General features: G+C 39.5%; 24 protein-coding genes. 16 read left to right on the top strand and 8 right to left on the bottom strand.

Translation table 11 applies throughout. The annotated features are described in order from the left end of the window. The first annotated feature begins 258 nt into the window (after positions 1-258). The 3 genes from AWN68_RS15925 to AWN68_RS15935 all read left to right on the top strand — a co-directional run bounded on the left by AWN68_RS15925 (position 259) and on the right by AWN68_RS15935 (position 2,765). Entirely contained in the window at positions 259-1,134 is an 876-nt protein-coding gene (locus AWN68_RS15925; protein WP_068417880.1) for a TolB family protein, read from the top strand. A 110-nt stretch (positions 1,135-1,244) separates the two neighbouring features. After that, positions 1,245-2,300 carry an acetate and sugar kinases/Hsc70/actin family protein gene (locus tag AWN68_RS15930; protein ID WP_068417881.1) on the top strand — a complete coding sequence of 352 codons (1,056 nt, stop codon included), beginning with the start codon at positions 1,245-1,247 and terminating at the stop codon, positions 2,298-2,300. A gap of 12 nt (positions 2,301-2,312) precedes the next feature. Then, the gene (locus AWN68_RS15935) at positions 2,313-2,765 is read left to right on the top strand and encodes a bactofilin family protein (protein ID WP_068417884.1); all 453 of its coding nucleotides are present in this window, start codon (positions 2,313-2,315) and stop codon (positions 2,763-2,765) included. A gap of 21 nt (positions 2,766-2,786) precedes the next feature. On the opposite strand, the gene galK is transcribed toward AWN68_RS15935, so the two are convergent. Both galK and AWN68_RS15945 read right to left on the bottom strand, forming a co-directional pair. Continuing rightward, positions 2,787-3,935, bottom strand: coding sequence for a galactokinase (gene galK, locus AWN68_RS15940; protein WP_068417885.1), 1,149 nt, complete (start codon positions 3,933-3,935; stop codon positions 2,787-2,789). After that, positions 3,932-5,593 carry a sodium/sugar symporter gene (locus tag AWN68_RS15945; protein ID WP_068417888.1) on the bottom strand — a complete coding sequence of 554 codons (1,662 nt, stop codon included), beginning with the start codon at positions 5,591-5,593 and terminating at the stop codon, positions 3,932-3,934. The genes galK and AWN68_RS15945 overlap by 4 nt, the downstream gene beginning before the upstream one ends. A gap of 263 nt (positions 5,594-5,856) precedes the next feature. Here AWN68_RS15945 and AWN68_RS15950 point away from each other — a divergent pair, with 263 nt between their 5' ends. The 4 genes from AWN68_RS15950 (at position 5,857) to mnmA (ending at position 8,948) form a co-directional block, all read left to right on the top strand. Then, the gene (locus AWN68_RS15950; protein WP_068417891.1) at positions 5,857-6,105 is read left to right on the top strand and encodes a hypothetical protein; all 249 of its coding nucleotides are present in this window, start codon (positions 5,857-5,859) and stop codon (positions 6,103-6,105) included. Positions 6,106-6,297: 192 nt separating this feature from the next. Next, positions 6,298-6,840, top strand: a complete 543-nt coding sequence (locus tag AWN68_RS15955; protein ID WP_068417894.1) for a TetR/AcrR family transcriptional regulator — start codon at positions 6,298-6,300, stop codon at positions 6,838-6,840. Further along, positions 6,837-7,619 carry a GNAT family N-acetyltransferase gene (locus AWN68_RS15960; protein ID WP_068417896.1) on the top strand — a complete coding sequence of 261 codons (783 nt, stop codon included), beginning with the start codon at positions 6,837-6,839 and terminating at the stop codon, positions 7,617-7,619. Before AWN68_RS15955 ends, AWN68_RS15960 begins: the two co-directional genes overlap by 4 nt. Before the next feature lie 126 nt (positions 7,620-7,745). Then, complete coding sequence (mnmA, locus tag AWN68_RS15965; protein ID WP_068417898.1) at positions 7,746-8,948, top strand: tRNA 2-thiouridine(34) synthase MnmA; 1,203 nt, start codon at positions 7,746-7,748, stop codon at positions 8,946-8,948. A 196-nt stretch (positions 8,949-9,144) separates the two neighbouring features. Here the strand turns inward: mnmA and gyrB are convergent, their stop codons facing one another. Together gyrB and AWN68_RS15975 are read right to left on the bottom strand one after the other, a co-directional pair. Further along, positions 9,145-11,100 carry a DNA topoisomerase (ATP-hydrolyzing) subunit B gene (gene gyrB, locus AWN68_RS15970; protein ID WP_068417901.1) on the bottom strand — a complete coding sequence of 652 codons (1,956 nt, stop codon included), beginning with the start codon at positions 11,098-11,100 and terminating at the stop codon, positions 9,145-9,147. Positions 11,101-11,204: 104 nt separating this feature from the next. Further along, positions 11,205-11,570, bottom strand: coding sequence for a CoA-binding protein (locus tag AWN68_RS15975; protein WP_068417903.1), 366 nt, complete (start codon positions 11,568-11,570; stop codon positions 11,205-11,207). Between the two features lie 102 nt (positions 11,571-11,672). On the opposite strand from AWN68_RS15975, the gene AWN68_RS15980 reads away from it, so the two are divergent. The 4 genes from AWN68_RS15980 to AWN68_RS15995 all read left to right on the top strand — a co-directional run bounded on the left by AWN68_RS15980 (position 11,673) and on the right by AWN68_RS15995 (position 15,013). Further along, positions 11,673-12,878: a thioredoxin fold domain-containing protein gene (locus AWN68_RS15980; protein ID WP_068417906.1), complete on the top strand. Its 1,206-nt coding sequence runs from the start codon at positions 11,673-11,675 to the stop codon at positions 12,876-12,878. Between the two features lie 118 nt (positions 12,879-12,996). Then, a complete protein-coding gene (locus AWN68_RS15985; RefSeq protein WP_068417907.1) occupies positions 12,997-13,695 on the top strand; it encodes an aspartate/glutamate racemase family protein in 699 nt (232 codons plus the stop codon). A gap of 147 nt (positions 13,696-13,842) precedes the next feature. Further along, positions 13,843-14,349, top strand: coding sequence for an RNA polymerase sigma factor (locus tag AWN68_RS15990; RefSeq protein ID WP_068417910.1), 507 nt, complete (start codon positions 13,843-13,845; stop codon positions 14,347-14,349). A 4-nt stretch (positions 14,350-14,353) separates the two neighbouring features. Further along, positions 14,354-15,013, top strand: coding sequence for a hypothetical protein (locus AWN68_RS15995; RefSeq protein ID WP_068417913.1), 660 nt, complete (start codon positions 14,354-14,356; stop codon positions 15,011-15,013). A gap of 214 nt (positions 15,014-15,227) precedes the next feature. Here AWN68_RS15995 and AWN68_RS16000 read toward each other — a convergent pair whose 3' ends face one another. Continuing rightward, entirely contained in the window at positions 15,228-16,805 is a 1,578-nt protein-coding gene (locus AWN68_RS16000; protein ID WP_068417916.1) for an NAD(P)/FAD-dependent oxidoreductase, read from the bottom strand. 146 nt (positions 16,806-16,951) lie between these two features. Between AWN68_RS16000 and AWN68_RS16005 the strand changes: the two genes are divergently transcribed. Next, positions 16,952-18,148 carry a 6-bladed beta-propeller gene (locus AWN68_RS16005; protein ID WP_157716285.1) on the top strand — a complete coding sequence of 399 codons (1,197 nt, stop codon included), beginning with the start codon at positions 16,952-16,954 and terminating at the stop codon, positions 18,146-18,148. A gap of 41 nt (positions 18,149-18,189) precedes the next feature. Continuing rightward, positions 18,190-19,377 (top strand): 6-bladed beta-propeller, encoded by a 1,188-nt coding sequence (locus AWN68_RS16010; RefSeq protein WP_068417922.1) that lies wholly within the window; start codon positions 18,190-18,192, stop codon positions 19,375-19,377. A 20-nt stretch (positions 19,378-19,397) separates the two neighbouring features. Here AWN68_RS16010 and ppk2 (AWN68_RS16015) read toward each other — a convergent pair whose 3' ends face one another. Both ppk2 (AWN68_RS16015) and ppk2 (AWN68_RS16020) read right to left on the bottom strand, forming a co-directional pair. Next, positions 19,398-20,180 carry a polyphosphate kinase 2 gene (ppk2, locus tag AWN68_RS16015; RefSeq protein WP_068417924.1) on the bottom strand — a complete coding sequence of 261 codons (783 nt, stop codon included), beginning with the start codon at positions 20,178-20,180 and terminating at the stop codon, positions 19,398-19,400. Next, positions 20,180-21,079 (bottom strand): polyphosphate kinase 2, encoded by a 900-nt coding sequence (ppk2, locus tag AWN68_RS16020; RefSeq protein WP_084362894.1) that lies wholly within the window; start codon positions 21,077-21,079, stop codon positions 20,180-20,182. The genes ppk2 (AWN68_RS16015) and ppk2 (AWN68_RS16020) overlap by 1 nt, the downstream gene beginning before the upstream one ends. Positions 21,080-21,200: 121 nt before the next feature. Between ppk2 (AWN68_RS16020) and AWN68_RS16025 the strand changes: the two genes are divergently transcribed. Then, positions 21,201-21,983, top strand: coding sequence for a hypothetical protein (locus tag AWN68_RS16025; RefSeq protein ID WP_068417926.1), 783 nt, complete (start codon positions 21,201-21,203; stop codon positions 21,981-21,983). Between the two features lie 4 nt (positions 21,984-21,987). On the opposite strand, the gene AWN68_RS16030 is transcribed toward AWN68_RS16025, so the two are convergent. Continuing rightward, positions 21,988-23,022 (bottom strand): DUF1573 domain-containing protein, encoded by a 1,035-nt coding sequence (locus tag AWN68_RS16030; protein ID WP_068417927.1) that lies wholly within the window; start codon positions 23,020-23,022, stop codon positions 21,988-21,990. 112 nt (positions 23,023-23,134) lie between these two features. Here AWN68_RS16030 and trpS point away from each other — a divergent pair, with 112 nt between their 5' ends. Further along, positions 23,135-24,103, top strand: coding sequence for a tryptophan--tRNA ligase (trpS, locus tag AWN68_RS16035; RefSeq protein WP_068417930.1), 969 nt, complete (start codon positions 23,135-23,137; stop codon positions 24,101-24,103). 83 nt (positions 24,104-24,186) lie between these two features. Continuing rightward, positions 24,187-24,729 carry a hypothetical protein gene (locus tag AWN68_RS16040; RefSeq protein ID WP_068417933.1) on the top strand — a complete coding sequence of 181 codons (543 nt, stop codon included), beginning with the start codon at positions 24,187-24,189 and terminating at the stop codon, positions 24,727-24,729. Positions 24,730-24,752 lie beyond the last annotated feature (23 nt).

A 24,752-nucleotide genomic window follows, 5' to 3' on the forward strand; every position in this document is an offset into this window, starting at 1 on the left:
GAAGGCCTTTCGCCAAATAAGTTTTTATGAAAAATTAATTTTTCAATCATCAAGCCGCTGGTTTTCAAATATTTTGGCAAAAAAGACTCATTCTAAATTAATTCAAAAACCCAAAATAATAGAAAGGTGTATATAAATATCGCCAAGGTTAACACTGATCATCCTCTTAAAAAATGGCAAACCACTTTCAAAGCTTCAATTAAATTTTTCGTTGTCGGTAAACTTTAATATTTTCGATAAACATTTTGTACTCACTTCATGAAAAAACGACTCCTCGTTTGTCTAGCCTTTGGCTTATCTACCTTGGTAAGCTATGCTCAAGCACCACCTCCAGACACTGAAATCTTTGTCTTTAATCTTAAGGAAGAAAAAGGCAATATAACTATAGAGAAAGGCAAGAATGTAACAGAGCGAAAAGGCTACGACAATCAACCTTACTTTTATGGAGAAGATCGAATACTCTATACGGCTTATGACAATGGTCAAACAGACATCATAATGTTAGACCTTTCAAATAATAAAAAGACGAACCTTACTAACTCAAAGGACAGTGAATACTCAGCAGCGATGGTACCTGGGTCTGAGTCATTTGCAGCGGTAAGAGTTGAAGATGATGGTGCCCAAAGACTTTGGCTATTTCAGTTAAACACAAATGAATCTCCGCAACTCGTTTTTGAAAACATTGCCCCCGTGGGCTATCATGCATGGAGCGGATCAAAGGTAGCCATGTTTATTTTGGGAACACCAGTTACCTTGTTAACAGCCAACACAAAAAAGCCTGATGAGAAAAAAATCACTGACAATATTGGAAGAACGCTCAAATTGATTCCTGGAACTTTAGATTTTGCCTTCGAAAGAACAGAAGAGAATGGTGACAAAAATATTTATCGGCTTAACTCAAACTCTTCAAAGTATGATTTAATAGTTAAAAAGCCTAAAAACTCAAGTGATTGGACTATCACCAAAGAGGGCACCTATGTAACCAGTTCAGAATCAAAAATCCTCACATTCAACCCAAAGTATAATAATGAATGGAAAGAGATTACCAACTTTAGTTCAATGGGATTCTCTGGAATTACTCGGATGGCCATAAATGAAAACAACACAAAAATTGCGATAGTCATTAACCAATAGAAGATTATCTGTTTTTAAATCAATTTTTTTTTCAGAGATTCAAGCGATAAATTGTATTATTGTTTTTTGTTGAAACCGCTCTAAAATATTTGCATACCAAATCATTAACTATGTTCAAAACTTATACTTTCCCAAGTGTCTTTGAAGGGAATAATACTGACCTCAAAAACGTGTCTCCCGACCTGATCAATGGATTGAAAATTTTTCATAATGGTGAAGGTTATGTAATCGGAAATCTTGCCCTAACCGAAGGGGTTTCTCCGCATAAAAATATTAACAGTGCACCAGACGAATTGGATTACCAACTTCTTCTAAAAGCCGCATTGCTCATTGCCAATCAAAAATTGGGAAACCCTATTACAATTACCACAGGATTCCCTTTTTCAACTTTCCAATTGAATAAAGAAAAAGCCACTCAGTTAATTGACGGCCAACATACGGTTGAGTATGATGCAGCGACCTTCGGTGGTGGAATCAAGAAAAACATTCAAGTTGAAGTAGCTGGCGCTCAGGTAATTCCAGAGGTCATAGGCTGTACCATCGCTTTACGAAAAGGCGAAACAAAAGCCCAAGGCAACTTCTTTATGATGAGTTTAGGGTATGGAACTCTTGAAGGATTGTTGAGCACTGAAGGTGGTATTGTACAAAGAACATCACTTTCAACTTACGGCCTTCGTTACGCAGTAAACTTATTAGAAAAAGAACTATCAAAGGAGCATTACTTAGAGTTGAAAACAGAACATCAGATTGATGCTGCTTTCCAAAAAGGAGTGATTTTCTTGAATAGAAAAAGAATTGATATCAGAAGCATGCGCGATAGAGTACTAAAGCAATATTACGAAGATGTAATATCGCCAGCCATGCGTAAAGCCTTCAATGACAATGACTTTACAGCAAGTCAAATCATGTATTTAGCTGGGGGTGGTGCTATATATACCGCACTTGTTGATTGCTTTAAGGAAGAATTCCGCGATGTACTAGATCTAGAAATCGCGCACGAGCCACAATCATTGGCAAGCCGTGGCTATTGCATTAACTCTGCCCAACTCAACGGAGGTGTAAAAAGTACAGCCGTAGGTTTGGATATCGGAAATGCGACCACCGTAGTCTCAATTTTTGAGGACAACAATACTGTAACTGAAACTTCAATTCCTTCTGAATATTAATTAAGAAATCTAATGGCTGTTATTACTCCATCCACACATATTACTCAAATTAAACAAGGCTCAATTATTACGGGCAATCTGAAATCGAGTCAGAGTATACGTGTGGATGGGAATATCACTGGAGATTTACTTTCGGATGAAAAAATCATCATCGGAATAAACGGTGAGATTGGAGGAAACCTAAGAGGCATCGATATTACCATTGAAGGCTTTGTCAATGGTGATGTAATGTGCAAAGGATTACTTCACATTACAAAAGGGGCTAAAATCTATGGTAAAATTTACGCCTTAGAAATCTCTGTCGAAAAAGGTGCTGAGCTTAACGGCAAGGTGAATGTGGGTAAAGACATAGAAATCCCAGAACTTAACACGTCATCCCCTTCTCGCTCTAGTCAAGAAAAGCCCAAAAACGCAGTTAACCCTCAAGAAGAGAAAAACAGCAAATACGGCTCGGTAGCTTGGTAAAGCTGCACCTGCTAGTCTCATTTAATCATATTCTTCCGTTCCATCTACCAATTCAAATTGGTAGAACTCAGGTGAGCTGTTAAATTCCTTGCTGAAAGGTGCTTCAATTAGTTTCTTAAAATCTTTAACAGCATTCGCCTGAATTAAAACGATGCAACAACCGCCAAAGCCCCCTCCCATCATTCTTGCTCCTTTGATATAAGGCAAGCCGTAGGTTCGTTCAATAATGAAATCAAGCTCAGGACAACTCACTTCATACTTTTCACTCAAGCCTTTGTGCGATGCCCACATCAGTTTGCCCAGCCCCGTTAAATCATTCTGATCTAAACAAACTTCAGCCAGATTCACACGCTCATTTTCTTCGATTACGAATTCCGCGCACACTTTCAATTTCCCTGAAAGTCCTACTCCTTGGATCATTTCGTGTTTTGCATCTCTTAAGCTTTCCACTTCTGGATACCTATTTTGAATCAGCTTTACAGCGCTTTCACAGGCTTCCCTTCTTTGGTTATAAGCTGTTTCCGCCAAAGCGTGCTTTACTTTTGTATCGACCAACAGCAATGTGAAATCTTTGAGGTTTAGGGAATGAAAAGTCTTTTCTCGGCTTCGACAGTCAAACTTAAAAACTTGCCCTTCCTTACCAAATAGGCTGGCCGTTTGGTCCATATTTCCACACATGACTTGCGCAAAACGATGTTCTGTTTGTTGGGCAATTTCTACCAATTCGTTTTTAGTAAAACCCGCTTCAAACATTTCATTCAAAGCAAAGGAGAAACAGCAAGCAATGGCGGCAGAAGAGGAAAGTCCAGCTCCAACGGGTACATCGCTAGTGAAAACGCAATCAATTCCTTTCAATTGAATTCCCTTCTCTCCGAAAATGGCCAATACGCCAATAAAGAAGTTCTCCCAACTGGACCGCCCTTTGGCTTCAAGTTGGTTCAAGTCGGTACTGAGCATTTCACCCAAATCAATCGAGCCTACATTCAGGTTTTCAGTCTCGTTAAAAGAAACTGCCATTCGCGCATAGCGATCAATAGCTGCTGGCATTACAAAACCATTATTATAATCGGTATGATCTCCAATCAGGTTAATTCTACCTGGTGATTTAAAGCACCTAGGCACTCCAGAAAACCGAGCTTCAAACTCCTTTTTTAAAGTATTCAAACTCATTGAAACAAAATATAAAGTACAGCAAGGATAATACACAAGGCGATAGCACCTGCATTAAAGCCACGTGAGGTTTTGAAATTGAAATCCTTCATGTCCATAGCCTTCTTAGCATCTACCCCTTTGCCTTCCACCAATGAAACTACAACCATTAAGCCCACACAGATCAGAAAAACATAGCCCATTCTGTCCAAAAATGGTACTCCTGACAAGAACTGCTTGAACAAGATGGAGAACAGGAATGTACTCACACCACCCACCAAGGCTGCTTTTGGCGTAGTTTTCTTCCAAAAAATTCCTAGAATGAAAATGGCCACAATACCAGGCGTTACAAAACCGGTGTATTCTTGAATGTATTGAAAAGCTTGATCAAGTTTCCCTAACATAGGTGCCACAATGATGGCCAAACCGAAGGCCACTAATGCGGTAATTCTTCCAACATTGACAAGTCTCGTTTCCGAAGCGCCTGTATTCACCAATGGCTTATAAATATCCATGGTGAAAATGGTAGCCGTACTATTGGCCATAGACGCCAAAGAAGAAACAATGGCTGCTGTCAAGGCCGCGAAGGCAATTCCCCTAAAGCCAGAAGGTAAAAACTGCAAGAGCACGGGATAGGCTTTATCACTCTTCACGGTCATAGTAGCTACATCCGTCATCGACTTGGTTACGCTGCTATCGGGTAAGCCAGCAAGAACATCATTGGTCACGCTCATCGAGGCCAAATCAGCAGCGCCCTCTTTCATCAGTAAGTAATAGGCCGCAATGCCGGGAAGCACCACAATAAGCGGCATTAATAATTTCAAATACCCAGCGAACATAACACCCTTCTGGGCTTCTTTCAGTGACTTTGCAGCCAAAGCCCTTTGTGTAATGTACTGGTTCAATCCCCAATAGCTAATATTGGCAATCCACATACCGCCAATAATTACGCCCCAGCCGGGCAGGTCACCATAGAAAGGATGATCCTTACTTAATATGGAATCAAAATGCTCTGGCACTGCATCCATTAAGGTTTGGAAACCAGCAATGGCGCCACTGCCTTCACTTACCGCATCCAAAGCCAAGTAAGTAGTGGCCAAACCACCTGCAATGAGGAATATTACCTGAATTACGTCTGTCCAAGCTACTGCGGTTAGACCTCCATAAATGGAGTAGATCATGGCAAAGAGCGCCAAGCCAATAATGGCATAAATACGGTCTACTCCCATCACGGTTTCTATGGCCAAAGAGCCCAAATAAAGCACTGAAGTGAGGTTGACGAAAATATATACACCAATCCAGAAAATGGCCATGGTGGTTTTTACATTGCTATTGTACCGCTGTTCCAGAAACTGCGGCATGGTATAAATCTGCTTCTTGATAAAGATGGGCAGCAAGAATTTACCTACCAGAATCAGGGTGATGGCTGCCATCCACTCGTAAGAAGAAATGGCAATGCCCAAGGCAAAACCAGAACCTGACATGCCGATAAACTGCTCTGCGGAAATATTGGAAGCAATGAGTGAGGCGCCTATCGCCCACCATGTTAATGACTTACCCGCCAAAAAATAGTCTTCAGAGGTCTTTTCCTTTTTCTTGTTTCTGAAAGACAAGTAGAGCCCGACACCTATAATAATAAGGCAGTAGGTGATAAAAACAGCATAGTCTAAGGTTGACATAAGATCTTATATGGTTTTAGTTTGAGGCCGCTAAAAGCTTTAAACCAGTGTAATACTGGTGGTGCTATGAGATTACAATATATGTTTATTTTCTTGTTTGGGAGAAGACATTTCCAGTATTGGCAACCTCTCTTGAGTATCATGAATTATTCTATTCAATCATGCTATATTTTTAAATCAGTAGATTATTTCGGGAGTTATTGGCAATTTACCTGAGGTAAACTTGTTGAGTACGTTAACCTGCTAAAAAACAAATACCAATCATGAAAAACCTATTCATCTACTACATCGCGATTTTTGCCCCTATGGTGCTGATGATTGGGTTAAGTAAAACTGACCTAGTAGGTCCACAATTGTGTGTAGAGCTATTCTTTTTCTACTTTTTGGTGTACCGAACAGTTATAGATGGCATAAGGCTTTCGACTAAGAACGTAATCCCGAAAAAGGACATTTGGAAAATGATCATCCGAGGCTATCACTTTAAGTATTTTAGGGAATTGTACCTGAAGTAAAAACACCCCCTTTTGCCTAGCCTTCTATTCGTCTGACCAATTCATATTGTCGCAGATACTCTGATTTATACGTCAAGATTCTGCCCTTCGTTCCTAAACACAAATCTCCACACCTTACTTCTTGTCTATCCAAATTAAATTCATAGGTTTGTAATACTGAACGCACGTGCAGTCAGCTATACATCTAAATTCATGGATAAAAGAGAAGAATTAATTCGTATCGCTACATCACTATTTTCTGAAAGAGGATTTGAGAATACTCCCCTCTCGGTAGTCTGCGAAAAGGCGAATGTATCCAAAGGGTTGATTTCACATCATTTCAAATCTAAGAATGGATTGCTCAGGGAGATCTTCATAAAAACAACTGAGCTCATTATTGAAATGAATCAGTTAGATCAATCGACCAAAACAGCTCATGAGCAACTAAAGGCATTATTAGAGTCATTCTTCGCTCAGCTTGAAAGCGACAAAATGCTTTTTCAGTTTAACCTCAATATGATGGTACAGCCCAATACAAGGGCCATCTTAAGCGATTTAATTAAAGAGAGGTCCGATTTCATATTGAGGTCTGTTCAAAGCATTTACAATCAAATCGACCCTAATACATCCCTAATCATAAGCCATGCTTTTATAGCAGAATTGGATGGAATAGCATTAAACTACTTGGGAATTTATGATGACTTCCCATTAAAGGAAATCAAAGCACACATTATAGCTAAGTACACATCACAATGAAGTTTTTAAAAACCAATAGCACAGAAACAATCGACAGTTTAGGGTCGGAATTATATCAAAAGCTGACCACACCCATTGATGCCATGTGGGAGCTACTCTACATTGCTTCATCGCAGCATTACTTCATTGAAGATGAAGCAAAGAACATTGGCTACTGCTGTATTGACGATGGTAACAGCTTATTGCAGATATACCTTATAGATGAATTTGCTCATCGAATGGATAAGGCCATCACATCATTAATCGAATCAGGGCTCATCAACTCAGCCAAGTTAAGCTCCAGCGCTCTTGTGGCTTTCAATACCTGCCTGTTTCATTCCAAATCGATCAAACCCAACACCATCTGTTATCAGCATACCAATAATGTCATTCAGAATGTGACTCCCCTGAATTTAGAATTAGCTACAGAAGAAGATATTTCTGGCATAAAAACCTTCCTAAAAGAACAGGTGGGCATGGACGATACTTTTGGTTACACTGAAAATCTGGTTACGAGACAGGAAATCTATTTCATCAAGGAATCAGATGTTATCATTGCTACAAGTGAGTGCCGAATGAGTGATACTCAACCAGAAATTGCGGATCTAGGAATTATCGTGAGCAGAGATCATCAAGGAAAAGGAATGGCAACACAAGTGATGCAAACGCAAGTAAACCGAGTTTTAAAAGCTGGGAGAAGGCCTATTTGCTCCACAACATTCGATAATGTAGCATCAAGAAAAGCGATAGAGAAGTCAGGTTTCTATTGCACCAATGTTATTTTCGATATTAGCTTTTAGAAAAAAAAACCTCAATAAACAGTGAATTGGTAATAATACCCTATCACTCAAATCAACATTACTTTTTAATTTTCAAATCAACTATTTTTGCAGAATTGGTGTTAGCCTAATTCAGAATTCAAATTGATGGCAAAAAGAGTAGTGGTAGGCCTTTCGGGCGGTGTAGATTCAAGTGTTACTGCACATCTGTTAGTGGAGCAAGGTTACGAGGTAATCGGAATGTTTATGCGCAATTGGGTAGACGATTCTGTGATTATTTCAGAGGAATGCCCTTGGGTTGAAGACAGCAATGATGCCTTGGCCGTAGCCGAAAAGCTCGGTATCCCCTTCCATGTAATCGATTTAAGCGAGCAATACAAAGAGCGTATTGTGGACTACATGTTTGCCGAATACGAAAGAGGGCGTACACCTAACCCTGACATTCTTTGCAACCGCGAAGTCAAATTCGATATTTTTCTGAAAGCAGCATTGAAGCTCAAAGCGGATTATGTGGCTACTGGGCATTACTGCCAAAAAGAAACCATTGTTGAAAATGGAAAAGAGATTCATCGCCTTTTAGCAGGCGCAGATGCTAATAAAGACCAGTCGTATTTCTTATGTCAGCTAAGCCAAGAGCAGCTGGCCAAGGCGCTCTTCCCTATCGGGCATTTGCAAAAACCTGAAGTAAGGGCCATTGCCAAAGAGGCCGACCTCATTACGGCTGACAAGAAGGATTCGCAAGGACTTTGCTTTATCGGCAAGGTGAGATTACCCGATTTTCTACAACAACAATTATCACCTAAAAAAGGTGAAATCAGGGAACTGGCCCCAAATTCAACTAATTTCAATACTTTCTTAGAAAAAAGAGTGTCTCACTTTGATACAAAACTAGAAGAACTAAAACACCTTACACAACCTTATGAATATGCTCCAACGGACGGCAAGTTAGTTGGTGAACACAGCGGAGCCCACTATTATACTATAGGCCAGCGCAAAGGTTTAGGCGTGGGCGGAACTCCGGAACCGCTTTTTGTCATTGAGAAAGACACCAAAGAAAATGTGATCTACACAGGCCAAGGCGAAAACCATCCTGGCCTATTACGAAAGGGCTTGTTCGTTCCAAGTGAACAAGTACACTGGGTACGTCCTGACTTGGCTTTGAAATCAGGAGAGTCGAGGACCTATGACAGCCGGATTCGATACAGACAGGAGCTTGACAAAGCGGAATTGTTTATGGAAGAAGATGGTCTTTATGTCATTTTTGAAAACTACCAGAAAGGAATTGCTCCTGGGCAGTTTGTGGCTTGGTATGATAAGAATGAGTTAATCGGCTCTGGGGAAATTCAGTAGTCGCCCTTTCTTCTACTGTTGCATTAGACCCTTCTCCGAAGTTTCGGAGTCAGGGGAATAAAACACTGACTATATTCGACAATCAGTTAAACTAAATACGCTTAAAATTACTGATTAATAATTAGTTATGATCTAAAATAAAAATCCCGTTGATCTTCATGATCAACGGGATTTTTTAATCTATTGTTATAAGGTCTTAAACGTCAACCTTAGCGTATTTTGCATTCTTTTCAATAAACTCTCTACGTGGTGGCACTTCATCGCCCATAAGCATCGAGAACAAGTGATCTGCCTCAACAGCCGATTCAATCGTTACACGTTTCATACTTCTAGAGTTAGGATCCATTGTAGTTTCCCAAAGTTGCTCTGGGTTCATCTCTCCCAAACCTTTGTAACGTTGAATGTTTACGGAATCTTCTTTGCCTGATTCTCCAACCATCTCTTTAGTGATCTGAGCCCTTTGTTGCTCATCCCAGCAATAACGCTGGTCTTTACCCTTTTTGAGTAAGTACAACGGAGGAAGCGCGATATATAAGTATCCAGCATCGATCAATGGCCTCATGTACCTAAAGAAGAAAGTCAAGATCAAAGTACGAATGTGGCTACCGTCAATATCCGCATCCGTCATGATTACCACTTTATGATAACGAAGCTTGGTCATGTTCAAAGCCTTTTCATCTTCTTCAGTACCAAAAGAAACGCCCAATGCAGTGATCATGTTCTTGATCTCCTCATTATCGTAAATCTTATGCTCTTGTGCTTTTTCAACATTAAGAATTTTACCCCTTAATGGTAAAATCGCTTGGAAGTTTCTATCTCTACCCTGCTTAGCAGAACCACCCGCAGAATCTCCCTCAACAAGGTACAATTCGCAAAGTGCAGGGTCCTTCTCGGAGCAATCCGCCAGTTTACCTGGTAGACCAGTACCAGAAAGAACGTTCTTTCTTTGCACCATTTCACGGGCCTTACGGGCCGCATGACGTGCCTGAGCAGCAAGTATTACTTTCTGCACAATAGTTTTGGCCGCTCTTGGGTTTTCTTCTAAATAATATTGAAGTGTTTCTCCAACCGCAGACTCTACAGCGCCCATAACGTCATTGTTACCGAGCTTGGTCTTCGTTTGACCTTCGAACTGAGGTTCTTGTACCTTTACAGAAATGATGGCCGTAAGCCCTTCTCTAAAGTCGTCTCCAGTAATGTCTATTTTAATCTTGTCCAGCAAACCAGATTTGTCTGCATAGGACTTCAAGGTTCGGGTTAAAGCCCTTCTAAATCCAGAAACGTGAGTTCCACCTTCAATGGTGTTAATGTTGTTTACATAGGAAACCACATTTTCAGCATAAGAAGTATTATAGCTCATGGCCACCTGAACAGGTACTTCGCCTTTAATATTTTCAATATAAATCGGCTCTTCAATCAGTTTTTCACGAGTCGCATCTAAGTACTCAACAAACTCTTTCAAACCACCTTCAGAATGGAATACTTCACCAATGAAGTTTCCTTCATCGTCTTTATCTCTTTTATCCGTTAGGGTAATTGTGATACCGGCATTCAAGAAAGAGAGTTCTCTTAATCTACCTGCAACGGTTTCATACTTGTATTCTAGCACAGTGAAAATACTATCATCTGGCTTAAAGTGAACCGTAGTACCCGTTCTATCAGATTTGCCCGTTTGCTTTACAGGGTATTTGGGAATACCAATTGAATATTCTTGTTGGAATTCTAAGCCACCACGTTCAACGGTTACAAGCATCATTGATGAAAGTGCGTTAACGCAGGATACACCTACACCGTGAAGACCACCAGACACTTTATAAGTATCCTTGTCGAACTTACCACCAGCATGAAGTACCGTCATTACTACCTCTAGCGCAGACCTTCCTTCTTTCTCGTGCATGTCGGTAGGAATTCCCCTACCGTTATCCGTTACAATTACTGAATTGTCTTCTTCAATGGTTACCGTAATGGTGTCGCAATGGCCTGCTAAGGCTTCATCAATGGAGTTATCCACCACTTCCCAAATCATATGGTGAAGTCCTTTAACCCCAATATCTCCAATATACATGGCTGGCCGCTTTCTAACCGCCTCTAAACCCTCTAAAACCTGGATATTAACCGCTGAATATTCTTGATTCTTTTTCTCTTCGCTCATTGTGAATAAAAACTGTTAAAAAAGGAGGTTACGGTCGGTTTAGGAATTAAATCTTAAGGATATTAGACCGCCCTCATACAACGTACGAAGATACGCAAAATAACTTAGAAATTGCCCACCGAAAGCATCACTAAAGTACAAGCTTCTTCACAAATTATGCCCTGCCCTTCGGCCAGCTTTTTAAGTTCCTGATTCTCAGTTCCGGGATTGAAAATAATGCGCTTTGGCTTCAAGGAAAGGATATAATCGTACCACTCAATTTGTCGCTGTGGATTGATGTACAGCGTCACTGTATCCACAGCTTCGATCTCAGGTCTATCATTGATATTCAATATTGATTTACCTAAAACCTCGCCTTCGCTGATGCCTACAGGAATAAATTCATGACCATGGTCTTGAAGCCTATTGGCTGCCGTAAATGCGTAATTGTTCGTTTTGGGATTACTCCCTATGATTACTGTTCTTTTCACTTAACTATAATTAACGATTGACATGAAACTAAATGAATAACTTTGCACTTGCAATGTGAGTATAGTACACTCGTTATTTGATTCCGAACATCCAAAAGATTTATGAGAGTTCCATTAGTAGTAATATCATTATTTATTTCCACCCTCACTTTCGCCAGTGATCCACTTCAGTTCAACGAAATCAAGAACGAAAAGGACTGGCAAAAGGTACTTGAAATGGCCAAGGCGCAAAACAAGCTTTTGTTCGTTGATGCCTATGCCCACTGGTGCGCCTACTGTCATCAATTAGATGAAGAAGTATACACTAACAATCAGGTAATCAAATATTTCAATGATAATTTTATCAACGTAAAATTTGATACCGAATCGGAATACGGAACACAATTGGCCTATACATTTAAAATATCCAGTTTACCTACTTTGCTCTTTCTTACCGAAAAACAAGAAGTCTTCGATACCATTTTAGGCTTTGTTCCTGCCCCACAATTAATGGCCTACGGTCAAAGGGCTGTGGATGATTTTGCGCTATTACCGAGACTACAAGAGAAATACAATGACCTAATTGCTACCAATGACGAGAAGCTCGAACTGATAAGAATTCTTGAAAATAAAGATTTTGAACAAGCAGCCGAAGTAGCCAAAGACTACATCAGTCAGTTGAAACTTGTAGACTATTTGGATAATCTCGAAAACCTGTGGTTGGTATCTAGGTTTGAAAACCAGTTGAGTTCTGTACCCTACCGCTACATCATAACCAATAAAGACGAGATTATTGAAGCCCACGGTTTAGACGAATATGAAGATTATTTCAAAACAATCTATAACGACAATCTGCAACTGGCCATAAAGTATGGTGATGAAAACCTGTTGTATCAGTTGATTCGCGAAGTATTACCTGAGTTTCTCCCTGAAGTAGAAATTGCAGAGGCAGCCTTCATTACTAAGAAGCTCTATTTCGGAGAGCGTAAGGCTTATCAAAAATACCAGTTTGAGGTGAATAGCTATATGAACAATCAGGTGGCTGAAGATGCTAGAGTCGATTTTCTATTTAGTAATGGCTTAGAGATTATTGAAGACCAAGAAGATGTTGCCATGCTTCAATTCGCGGCCAACTTGCTTACCCAAGCCGCTGCATTGGATCCTACACACTTTGAAGCCGCAGCCCTATTGGGTTACTCCAAAGGTCTATTAGGCGATTATGATGTAGCAATTGAACAGCTAGAAAAGGCCAAAACCCTTGCCAAAAATGATGAACAGAGAGAAATGGCCGACAGCCTTATTCTTGCCGTGCAGCAAATGAAGGGGTAATAAGTACTGACATATTCTTCCTAAGACTAAGATAATCCTGAAATTCCAAAGTCTCGGAACCTAAGGGATGACTTAATCCTGTACTTTTATGTACTATTGAATTGACCAACAATAAAAAATGAAAACACTAGGCTTAATGGGAGGAACTTCTTGGCATTCCACAGTAGAGTATTATCGCGATATTAATCAGGCGGTAAACGAGCATTTTGGCGATAACACCAACCCACCTTTACTACTTTTTAACCTGAACCAGTCTTTAATACATCAATACCAACGAGAAGGAAATTGGGCCGCAATTGCTAATTTAATTACCGATGCAGGTAAACGACTTCAACTCGCAGGGGCAGAAGCGCTTATGTGTTGCGCGAATACGCCTCACAAAGTATTCGACACGGTAAGCGCAACCCTTGAAGTTCCTATGCTGCATATTGCTGATGCCACAGCCCAAGCCATCAAAAGACGAGGCATTAAAAAAGTCTGTTTTATTGGGACGAAGTTTACCATGGAAGCCGATTTTATTACGGGTAGAATTGGGCAGTCTGGTATAGAAGTACTGGTACCTGAAGTCCCAGAAGTCTTTGAAGAGCTACATCGGATTATTCAGAAAGAGCTGACTTTTGGTCGGATCGAGGAATCGTCTAAGCAATATGCATTGGACACCATCAACAGAATGATTTCGCAGGGTGCTGAGGGTGTTATTCTAGGCTGTACAGAATTCCCCCTAATGATTTCTGAAAGTGACCTGAATGTCCCTATTTTTAATACTACCCATATTCATTCTCAGGCGGCAGTGGATTTCATTTTAGGAAAAGACTGATCATAGTTTTTATTCGTTAACCAACCCTACTTCTTCTGAAAAAGCGTTGATTTCCCCCTCTTAAATATTTTTCATTTTAAAATGTGATATTTTGTAAGTCTCTGCGAATAATGGGTAAACGAATTGAAAACGCTTTCGAGACTAAGAATGACATCCACCGAGAAAGACACATTTGAATTACTGATTGAAAGCAACAAGGGAATCATCTATAAAGTGGCCAATGCCTACTGTAAAGATGAGGAAGACAGAAAAGACCTTGTGCAAGAAATCGTCATTCAGCTATGGAAAAGCTTAGATCGCTACGATGACAGTTTCAAAATCTCTACCTGGATTTACAGAATTGCGCTGAATGTCGCCATTTCGTTCTTCCGAAAGGACAGTAAAAGAAAAGCCACTCAAACCTCCATTTCAGAAGGTATTTTCAACCTAAAGGAAGAAGAACCCAGTTCTGAATTAGAATCCAATTTAAACCTATTGCAGCAGTTCATTAGTGAATTAAAAGAGCTCGACAGGGCGCTGATGCTGCTTTACTTGGAACAAAAAACGCATAAAGAAATGGCTGATATTCTGGGGCTTTCAGAATCTAATATCGCGACCAAGATTAGTCGGATCAGGGAAAAATTGCGCGTTCGTTTTTCACAACATAACCACTAGAAAAATGGAAGAGAAAGATATCATGGACTTATGGAAAGCGCAAGATGCTAAACTTGAGAAATCGCTGGCCATCAATTTTGAATTGCTACAAGAAGTAAAACGTCAAAAAGCCACTTCAGCCTTAAAGAAGGCCCGAAACGTAAAGATATTTGCCATAGTCGTTGGGATTTTATGGGTTGCCTTTGTGGGCTTCTTAATCTATCATTCCCTTGAATTCTCAAAGATCTTCTTTCTGGTGTCTGCAGGTATTCATTTAGTAGTAACCGTGATTGCTATAGCTACTTACATTAAGCATTTGGTGCTTATGGATGAAGCCAACAATAGTAAAACAGTAGTGGAAGCGCAGCAAAAGCTTAATGAAATGCAGACTTCATTTCTCTGGATCGTCCGCTTATCCTTTGTACAAATGCCTGTGTTTACTACTTGGTTTATCTCATTCCAATGGATCGAGACATCTCCCGAAACATTTTGGGGTATTCACGTACCCACAGTGCTGCTCTTTACTTGGTTAGGGATTTGGCTGTATAGAAATATCAACTACCGAAACGCCAATAAGAAATGGTTTAAAGTACTTTTCAATAGCCCAGAATGGACTTCAGTCATTGATGCGATGGGTTTTCTAGAAGAAATTGAAGAATATAAGAAGGAGAATATAAAGAGCTAAATGATTTCAAAATAGTTAAAACCATTACCTAAAGCCATTCTCGCAAATAGCCCACGGTTTAAACCGTGGGCTATGAATTACGATATCATCTTCGTTGAAAACGAGAATTAATTAACTACTGTCGCAGGTTCTCCGATTTATCTGTCCTTTGGCAGAACCTGTGACACTCTATCTTTAAGGACTCTGTCCTTTCTTACATTAGCACTAATATTCTTTACTTTCTTTTCAAACCAGCAATCAAGCTCTCAGCACATTTCTCGCCATCCATGGCAGCAGAAACAATACCTCCAGCAAAACCTGCTCCTTCCCCGCAAGGGAATAAGCCTTTGATTTCCACATGCTCCAAGCTGTTTTTATCTCTTGGAATTCGTACTGGCGAAGAAGTTCTACTCTCCACTCCGACTATTTGCGCCTCATTGGTGTAATAGCCCTTCATTTTCTTAGCATAGCCTTTAAAAGCGTCTCTCAATCTCAAGTGAATCGACTCTGGCAACACTTCACGCATATCCACAGACATCAATCCAGGCTGATAGGAAGTATCGTTCAAGGAAGGTGAAACCCTGCCATTGACAAAGTCTGTCATGCGCTGGGCAGGTGCAGCTTGAGTACCTCCAGCAATCTGGCAAGCGCGTTGCTCAATTTCTCTTTGGAATTCCATTCCAGCCAAAGCCCCAAATTTGGAGTATGCGGTAAGGTCTTCCAGTTCAACTGCCGAAACAATACCAGAATTAGCGAAGGCTGAATCTCTTCTAGAAGGGCTCATTCCGTTGACAACCACTTCTCCTGGAGCAGTTGCAGCTGGAACAATAAAACCACCAGGACACATACAAAAGCTGAATACGCCTCTTTGTTTGCCCTCATGATACGTCTGATGAACCAATGCGTAAGAGGAAGCTGGTAAAAACTCACCTCTGTCCGTATCGCAATGGTATTGAATTTTATCGATCAGCGATTGCGGATGCTCAATTCTTACGCCCAAAGCGAAAGGTTTGGCTTCAATCAATACCTCATTCTTCTGTAGTAAATGGAAAATATCTCTTGCTGAATGGCCCGTAGCAAGAATTACGCCCAAGCCTTCTACTTTAGAGCCATCTGCCAAAACCACTCCTGTCATTCTTTTTTCCTTGATAAGAAAATCAGCTACTTTGGTATCGAAGTGAATTTCTCCACCGGCATTCGTAATACTCTGTCTGATTTCTTGCACCACTTTTGGCAACTTGTTGGTGCCAATATGTGGATGTGCATCTACCAAAATATCTTCGGAAGCACCATGGGCGACTAAAATCTCAAGGGTTCTGAGAATGTCGCCACGCTTTTTTGAACGGGTATAAAGCTTACCGTCAGAAAAAGTGCCTGCCCCACCTTCTCCAAAACAATAGTTCGATTCAGGATTCACAACATGTTCTTTGTTGATGGCAGCAAGATCGCGTCTCCTTTTCTGAACATCGCTGCCTCGTTCAATGACAATGGGCTTGTAACCCAATTCGATCAAACGCAGTGCGGAAAACATTCCAGCAGGTCCAAAACCGACAATAATAACTGGTTCAGCATTGGTGACTACTGGATAATCTCTTTTGTAGGAAATTGCTGGCGGAAGTTCTTCATTGATGAACACTTGGGCTTCAATATTGACTTTCACATTGCGTGAGCGTGCATCTATTGAGCGTTTTAGTGGTCTAACTTTCGCACTTTTAGGGTTGGTTATATTGGCCCTTTTCAGAATAATGGCCTCAAATAATTCGGGAGTGAAGGCTTCTTCGGGACGAAGCGTGGTTTTTATGGTCTTTTGCATAGCGTAGAGTATTTATCTCTAAAGTGATTGTTCTTTTATCTCCTGCAAATTTAGATTCAAAACATCAACAAACCTATTACCCCATAGCATACCGAGTGGCACTGATTTGGGTAGAACACAAAAATATATTTGTTAAGTTTATATTTATGAAATCAACCAAGGAAGCACTTCTAATTTCAGGATTAATCATCACAATTATTTTCCTGACTTCATCTTGTGGTTCCAATTCTAGGAATCAGAACGCCATAGTTACTTCAGAACGTATGGGGGTGATTGCTATTGACGAAATTAAGCCAAGCAAACTGTCGGATGTAGTTGATCACATCACATATACCGCCCTGAAAGACCACCCAGATCACCGTATTCATAGAATTGATAAGGTTTTAATTGAAGATGGATTACTCTATACCTTTGATTACTCATCTGGTAAATCACTCTCTGTTTATGATTTAAAAGGCAACTTTCAATTTGCCATTGCCAAACCGGGGCAAGGACCAGACGAATATGCGGCAGTTCATGACTTTTTAGTATATCAGGGCAAAATTGAGGTGCTAGATATTAGAGGAAAACTGCTTTTTTATGACAAAAAAGGCACTTTTGAGAGAAGTGAAAAATTACCTTTCTCTCCACAAGCATTCTTGAAAATAGGTAATGATTACCTGTTTCAAACGGGTAAAAAACCGAATGAACTCGGGAAAAATGGAAAGCCCTGTGAAGTGGTTCAATATAATTTGGAGACGAAAAAATCAGACTGTTGGCTCGAAATCAATAATGGCAGAAGATTAAGTGTCTCATGGGAAAAAAACATGCTAAAAAGAGTTGACAATGAGTTTTATTATGGCACCAGTTTTAATGATACGATCTATAGAAAACAGGATGGAAATTTTAAGCCTCAATTCATTTTCGATTTTTCTCCCAATGCATTACCCTCTGAAATATTTGATCCGAATGTTTCAATTAGCGAATTCGTTGACTACCAGAATAACAATCGGGACAAAGCTTATCATTCAGCAAGTCTACAAGTGAGCGCTGATTTTCTAATTACTAGATTCTATAATAACACAGGTCACCATCTGATTTATGATCAAAATAAAGGCAGTAAAACTGTTTTAGAATGGAGAGTTAAAAATGATGTTGATAATGGCTTACCTCTCTACTGGGCTCACGCATTGAACAATCGTGATATAATTATGATCTATGACTCTGAATACGTTCTGGAATGGGCGAGTGAGTTGCAAGAAGGAAAAAGCCAGTTTAATGAAAAAGAACAGGCCTTTTTGGATTTCGTTAACGAGTTTAATCCAGACGACCCTTTGGTAATGATTTCATACCACCTCAAGTAAAGAAGCTGAACGATTAGCAATCACTTATTCATTCTATAATCATGCGAACAACCAAGGAAGCACTTCTAATTTCAGGACTAATCATCACAATTATTTTTCTTAGTTCATCTTGTGGGGCTAATTCTGAAAAGCAAACATCTTTATCTACTTCAGAAGATATTAAGGTCATTCCTGTTGTTGGTATTGAAGAAAGCAAACTGTCGGATGTGATAGATAACATCACTTATACTGCGCTCAAAGACCACCCAGATCACCGTGCCTATAGAATTGACAAAGTTTTAATTGAAGATGAATTGATCTATATTTTTGATTACTACTCGGGTCGATCACTCTCGGTTTATGATTTAAAAGGCAACTTTCAATTTGCCATTACCAAGCCGGGGCAAGGACCCGACCAATACCTAGAAGTTCAAGATTTCTTAATAGACAAAGGCAAAATTGAAGTGCTGGATGCTAGAGGTAAATTGATCTTCTTTAACGACAATGGTGTTTTTGAGAAAAGTGAGAAACTACCTTTTGTGGCTCAAGCATTTACCAAAGTTGAGGGTAATTATATATTTCAAACAGGCAAAATCCCAAATGAACTAGGGAAAAACGGAAAACCCTGTGAAGTGGTACAATATAATTTGGAGACAAAAAAATCAGAATGTGTGCTGGAGATTCATAATGGTAAAAACCCACATTCTTTTAAAGAGAGAAATATTTTGAAAAACATAGGTAGTGAAACTTATTATGGCACCTACTTTAATGACACGATCTATAGAAAACGGGGAGACAAGTTCACTCCCGGGGTTATCATTAATTTCTCTTCCAATCCCCTTCCTGATGAAACCTTTGATCCAAAATTTTCTGTTTCAGACTTTACGGGAACTCTAAAAGACAAAGTATACCATAACCCAGACCTGCAAGGAAGCTCTGATTTCCTAATAACACGATTTAAAGGGAGTGGAAATAACCACTTAATTTACAATAGTCAGGAAAGGAAATCATCAATTATAAATTCAACCGCTAAGAATGATGTTGATGGTGGCATACCCCTTTATTGGGTTCACTCAGTCATCAACCGCGATCTTATCATGATCTATGACTCCGAAAACGTTCTGAAAAGGGCCAACAAATTGCAAGAGGAAAAAAGGCAGTTCAATGAAAAAGAACAGACCTTTTTGGATTTCGCTAGCAAGTTTGATACAAATGATCCTTTGGTGATGATTTCATATCACCTCAAGTAAAGAGCAATACCCTTTCTCAGTTACTTATAAGGCACTTTTTCTAGAATATGTCTCATCACCTGAATTCTAGCGGCCGTCTTTTTATTGGCTTTCAACACAATCCAAGGGTTGTTTTTCGTGTTGGTTTCTGCAAACATTCTAACTCTATACTTAGTGTAGGAATCCCAAAGCTCTTGCGCCATTTCATCTACTGGTGACATTTTCCAACGCTTCAATGGATTTTCCATAATGTCTTTAAACCTTGAAGCCTGTTCTTTTTTTGTAATCGAAAAATAGAACTTCAATAGAATGATGCCATCGTTGGTCAACATAGTTTCAAAATTATTAACTTCCCGCATAAAGCGTTCATATTCTTCATCGGTACAGAAACCATTTACGGGCTCTACCACAGCCCTATTATACCAACTACGATCGAAAAACACGATTTCACCTGGGTTTGGCAAACGTGTAATGTAGCGTTGAAAATACCATTGCCCACGCTCTTCTTCAGTTGGTTTTGGCAAGGCCACTACCCTATAATTTCTAGGGTTCAAGTGGTGGGTTACCCTTCTAATCGCTCCACCCTTTCCAGCAGAATCTCTGCCTTCGAACAACAAACAAATTCGTTTCCCCTCATTAATCGCCCATTGCTGGAGCTTAATGAGTTCCATTTGAAATTCTTCAAGGCGCTTTTCATACTTAACATAACGCAACACCTTTTCAGGATTAAAATTATCCTTGTCTTTTAACAATAGCTTGATCGCCTTGTTACTGTTCAAGAGTTTCAATTCCTTATCCGTAAAATTGTATTTTAAGTCAGACATTATAACAAGTGATAAATTGAACGGTGAAACCTCATTACGATGTTAGGGTCGGGCAATACAACGATATCAGCTTCCTTTTTCCCTGGGTACTCAAACTTGGAGAGTACATGTCGGATGCTTTCCAGACGGGCTTGTTTTTTGGTATTCGTTTTTATGATTATCCAAGGGCTAAAACTGTTGTGTGTTTGAGCAAACATCTGCTCTTTATAATAAGTATATCTCTGCCACATTTCTTGCCCCTTCTCATCCACAGGACTTAATTTCCACTGTTTCAATGGGTTAGCCCTTCTATCATTAAAGCGTTTTACTTGTTCATCCTTACCTATAGAAAACCAAAACTTAATGATATGCACACCATCTTCAAAAAGCATGTGTTCAAACTCCGGAACCTGGCGCATAAACCGTTGGTATTGATCTTCATCACAAAAACCCATTACAGGCTCTACTACTGCCCTATTGTACCAGCTACGATCGAAAAACACCATTTCTCCAGCATATGGAAGTTCCTTAATATACCTTCTGAAATACCACTGCCCCTTTTCCATATCCGTAGGCTTGTTTAAAGCAACAACACGCATGGATCGTGGATTAAGGTGTTCCGTAAATCGCTTGATCGTCCCCCCCTTTCCAGCAGCATCTCGACCTTCAAAAATTATGGCAACCCTTTGATTGGTTTCAGCAATCCAGTGTTGAAGCTTAACCAGCTCAACCTGTAATTTCTCCAGCTGTTGTTCATATTCAAGGTTGTACAATGCTTTTGAATAGTCCCTCCCTTTTTCCTGAAGTAAATGCTCTAAGTCAGCTCGATTCTTGATAATCGAGAAATCTCGATTATCAAGAATTTGGTCTTTGGTTAACTTATTGTGAACAGAATCATCTGTTATTAAAAATTCGCTCATAATCCGAATTGGTTTCTGGCGTTAAAATAATGAAAATGGTTACACCCTTTGCATTAAGCTTCATCAATTCTCTGGAATTAAAAAAAAATATGCCCTACCTTCGCAAACTCAATAAAACCATATGAAACGATATTTATCTATTTTCACCTTTTTACTTCTTTCTTTCTCAGCCATAGGCCAAGATATTCTAACAAAACGCTCTGGAGAAACAATGACTGGAGATGTTCAGCTACTATCTGATTCTGATGGAATGCCTTATGCTGTTGTGAAAAATGGAAAAGATAAAGAAACTGTTAAGCTATTTGATATTCAGAATATTTCGATGCCTGAGTATGGATTGATTAAACCAATGAAAATTGGAGAGCAATATCATTTTGCTTTGCTGGTTAGCGAAGACTATTTAAGTGTTTATAAATACTCTGCTTCCAACAGAATGGATGATTTCGGCATGATGGCATTACAGAAATTCGGGGGAGCTGCCTTTGCTTTACCAGGCATTATGGGGTTTAGAAATTTAATGACAGATTACCTATCGGATTGTAAAGAAGTTTCTGACCGAATTGAAGAGAAAGAACTTAAGAGGGGGGATATAGATCAAATTGTGGAAGATTACAATGGATGCATTGCCTTGAAAAACTCGACCCAACAAGAAGCTGTATCTTATTATAAACCTGCAACCTCTAAAATCTCAAAAACTATGGAAGCCCTCTTGCAGGATTTTGAGGATACATTAAAGACCTCAAAACAGGTAGAAGATAAGGGGCAAGTTTCAGAAATGTTTTCTGATTTTTCATCCAAAATTAAAAAAGGAGAAAAGGTACCTGAGTACCTTATAAATGCTCTAAAAGATGCAATTAAGAACGATCAAAAGCTTGTTGAATTGATGAAAAAAATCATCGGATAAGCGCCTATTTCACATGCGATCTAAAAGTAATTACCGCTGTAGGTTTTCTGGGGTCGTTACTAAAAATGGCTAAGGTTTTTCTTTCATACCCCAGTCGATCGGTGGCATCAAAGATAACTTCCATTTCTACGGATTCACCTGATGCTATTGCGGCTCTATTGAGATTATACTGCAAACACGAGCAGTTGCTTTCAATCTTAAGCAGGTCCAAGGGCTGATTTCCCCTATTGGAAAGAGTTATCGTTACAGACTTTTTAGTATTAGGTGACATTACCTTGAAGTCATGATCTAAATCACTTATTGCTAAATATGGTGAGTCAGCATTGACCTCAGATGGTTTCTGCTCTAGCGTAAACTGTACTGGAATGGAGAACACCAGTGAATCATTTTTATCCTTTACCTGAACAATCTCCTTTACGAAGCCAGGGTTAAGCAAAGAATCCGTTTTTAAAACGATGCTCATCTTAGTAAAACTGTTGTGCGGAATTTCTGTGGGTTGAAACTTCACATCATAATAAGCCGAAATGTTAGCACCTGATAAATCCAATGACGCTCCCCCAAAGTTGTATAAGATCATTTCAGCATTCAGTTCATCTCCAATAAAGCCAGATTTAAAATTAACGACTTGATACTTTGACCGAAACGGCCAAAATACATTTCTATATGCCTTGAACACATCGATTACCGGAGCAAGAATTCTACCCTCCACAGCATATTCCTTCAGAATAATTTCGGACGAAGCTAAAACCCTCACTCCTATTCTAAACCCACCGACATAACCGTCAGTAGCGATCGTAAATGGGACAGATACAGTCTGTTTCGGGTTTACTTTAATATTCTCTTTCTCGAGTTTCAACTTTTCATCTCCAGACCAAAAACTAATCGTAACAGTATCTTCAGAAGTATTCTCCCACGGAAAGCTAAAGTAGAATGTCCCCACCTCGCCATCAATCACACCAGCTTCAATCACCTCAGGCTTTTGAGCAAAAGCTAAAGTAGGAATGCAAATCAAAAAAAGGAGGCGGAAGAATTTACTCATAAGCTAATGACGACAGGAATGTATTTTTAATATATGTTGAAGAGCAAAAATAACAAGCCAATGCTTGAATCGACCAGTCAATAATCATTTATTTGTGACAAATATTAAATTCATGGCAAGAATACTAACGGGCATACAAAGTTCGGGCAAACCACATTTAGGAAATTTATTGGGAGCAATTATACCAGCAATCGAATTATCTAAGAATCCTAAAAACGATTCTTTCTTCTTTATCGCTGATTTACACTCGCTTACCACAATTAAAGACCCTCAAACAAGAATAGATAATACCAATGCGGTAGCTGCCGCTTGGTTGGCATTTGGTTTTGATACGGACAAAAATACTTTCTACCGCCAATCTAGAATTCCTGAGGTTTGTGAATTAACCTGGTATTTGAGCTGCCTTACGCCCTACCCGATGTTGGCAAATGCGCATTCATTCAAAGATAAATCTGACCGTCTTTCAGATGTAAACGCGGGGCTTTTTACTTATCCGGTATTAATGGCCTGCGATATTTTACTATATGATGCGGCCTATGTCCCTGTTGGTAAAGACCAAAGGCAACACCTTGAAATGGCCCGTGATATGGCCAATACTTTTAATAATCAGTACGGAGAAATATTTAAAATTCCAGAAGCCAAGATTAACGAGAAGGTAATGACCGTTCCCGGTACAGATGGTCAAAAAATGAGTAAGTCTTACGGAAACACCATTAATATCTTTCAGAGCGACAAAGCGCTTAAGAAAAATATAATGCAGATTATCACGGACAGTGCTCCATTAGAAGCGCCTAAAAACCCTGATACTGACAATACATTTGCTATTTATTCATTAATTGCTTCTGAAGCTCAAAATCAAGAGATGAGAGCCAATTATGAAGGTGGGAATTATGGCTATGGACATGCCAAACTCGCCCTTTACGAACTAATTTTAGAAAAGTATGCCAAGGAAAGAGAAGTATTCAACTACTATATGGCCAACCTTGACGAGTTGAATAAAAAGCTTGAAGAAGGTGAAGCAAAAGCACGGGTGATTGCACAAGAAGTGCTAGCAAGGGCCAAGAAAGCAATTGGTTTTTGAACCAAACGTTAAAAATATTGCTTAATTAAAGACCAAAGCTAACAGCCGACCGTTGTATTAGTTGGTTGAAAAATATAAAGACTATGAAAAAAGTATTTCTACCCAGCTTAATTTTGTTCACTGCACTTTTCATTGCGGCTTGCAGCGACTCTGGAAATGAACTTTCAGAATTTACAGGAAATGAAATGGAAATGGCTTTAATCCCGGGTTCTGTAGAAGGCAACACGACTTCTGGCACTTTAAAAATCAGAGAGAGAAATGACGGGAGAGCACAATTAGAAATCACGTTGAACGATGTGATTTCGGGTGCTGAACATCCAGTTCACCTGCATTTTGGTAGCCTTAGCGACAATGGTGATGTAGCCACATATTTAACCACATTGAAAGAAGTAAATGGAGTGGGAAAAAGTGTTTCCATTTTGGAGTCACTTGATGACAACACAGTGGTCAATTACAGCAATCTTTTGGGTTTTGATGGTAGCATTAAAATTCATTTCGAAACTTCTGGGCCATTGGAAAATGAAATTCTTGGTTCTACAAATATTGGGCTCAATGCTGATCAAAATGAAGCCTACTTAAATGGTACGAAAAGTATAACGAGTTGTAATTCCAGCTTCAGTAATTAATATACCACATTATTTCTTGATCT

Source organism: Roseivirga echinicomitans (assembly GCF_001592935.1).
GTDB classification, from domain to species: domain Bacteria; phylum Bacteroidota; class Bacteroidia; order Cytophagales; family Cyclobacteriaceae; genus Roseivirga; species Roseivirga echinicomitans.

Bases quoted from the DNA above. Each gene is read 5' to 3' on its own strand.
- AWN68_RS16025 (WP_068417926.1), top strand. From the start codon at position 21,201: ATGAAACGATATTTATCTATTTTCACCTTTTTACTTCTTTCTTTCTCA.
- AWN68_RS15945 (WP_068417888.1), bottom strand. From the start codon at position 5,593: ATGTCAACCTTAGACTATGCTGTTTTTATCACCTACTGCCTTATTATT.
- AWN68_RS15985 (WP_068417907.1), top strand. From the start codon at position 12,997: ATGAAAACACTAGGCTTAATGGGAGGAACTTCTTGGCATTCCACAGTA.
- AWN68_RS16030 (WP_068417927.1), bottom strand. From the start codon at position 23,022: ATGAGTAAATTCTTCCGCCTCCTTTTTTTGATTTGCATTCCTACTTTA.
- AWN68_RS15995 (WP_068417913.1), top strand. From the start codon at position 14,354: ATGGAAGAGAAAGATATCATGGACTTATGGAAAGCGCAAGATGCTAAA.
- AWN68_RS15950 (WP_068417891.1), top strand. From the start codon at position 5,857: ATGAAAAACCTATTCATCTACTACATCGCGATTTTTGCCCCTATGGTG.
- mnmA (WP_068417898.1), top strand. From the start codon at position 7,746: ATGGCAAAAAGAGTAGTGGTAGGCCTTTCGGGCGGTGTAGATTCAAGT.
- AWN68_RS15925 (WP_068417880.1), top strand. From the start codon at position 259: ATGAAAAAACGACTCCTCGTTTGTCTAGCCTTTGGCTTATCTACCTTG.
- AWN68_RS15960 (WP_068417896.1), top strand. From the start codon at position 6,837: ATGAAGTTTTTAAAAACCAATAGCACAGAAACAATCGACAGTTTAGGG.
- AWN68_RS15930 (WP_068417881.1), top strand. From the start codon at position 1,245: ATGTTCAAAACTTATACTTTCCCAAGTGTCTTTGAAGGGAATAATACT.
- AWN68_RS16005 (WP_157716285.1), top strand. From the start codon at position 16,952: ATGAAATCAACCAAGGAAGCACTTCTAATTTCAGGATTAATCATCACA.
- AWN68_RS15935 (WP_068417884.1), top strand. From the start codon at position 2,313: ATGGCTGTTATTACTCCATCCACACATATTACTCAAATTAAACAAGGC.
- AWN68_RS16010 (WP_068417922.1), top strand. From the start codon at position 18,190: ATGCGAACAACCAAGGAAGCACTTCTAATTTCAGGACTAATCATCACA.
- AWN68_RS15990 (WP_068417910.1), top strand. From the start codon at position 13,843: ATGACATCCACCGAGAAAGACACATTTGAATTACTGATTGAAAGCAAC.
- ppk2 (WP_068417924.1), bottom strand. From the start codon at position 20,180: ATGTCTGACTTAAAATACAATTTTACGGATAAGGAATTGAAACTCTTG.
- AWN68_RS16000 (WP_068417916.1), bottom strand. From the start codon at position 16,805: ATGCAAAAGACCATAAAAACCACGCTTCGTCCCGAAGAAGCCTTCACT.
- AWN68_RS15980 (WP_068417906.1), top strand. From the start codon at position 11,673: ATGAGAGTTCCATTAGTAGTAATATCATTATTTATTTCCACCCTCACT.
- trpS (WP_068417930.1), top strand. From the start codon at position 23,135: ATGGCAAGAATACTAACGGGCATACAAAGTTCGGGCAAACCACATTTA.
- gyrB (WP_068417901.1), bottom strand. From the start codon at position 11,100: ATGAGCGAAGAGAAAAAGAATCAAGAATATTCAGCGGTTAATATCCAG.
- AWN68_RS16040 (WP_068417933.1), top strand. From the start codon at position 24,187: ATGAAAAAAGTATTTCTACCCAGCTTAATTTTGTTCACTGCACTTTTC.
- ppk2 (WP_084362894.1), bottom strand. From the start codon at position 21,079: ATGAGCGAATTTTTAATAACAGATGATTCTGTTCACAATAAGTTAACC.
- galK (WP_068417885.1), bottom strand. From the start codon at position 3,935: ATGAGTTTGAATACTTTAAAAAAGGAGTTTGAAGCTCGGTTTTCTGGA.
- AWN68_RS15955 (WP_068417894.1), top strand. From the start codon at position 6,298: ATGGATAAAAGAGAAGAATTAATTCGTATCGCTACATCACTATTTTCT.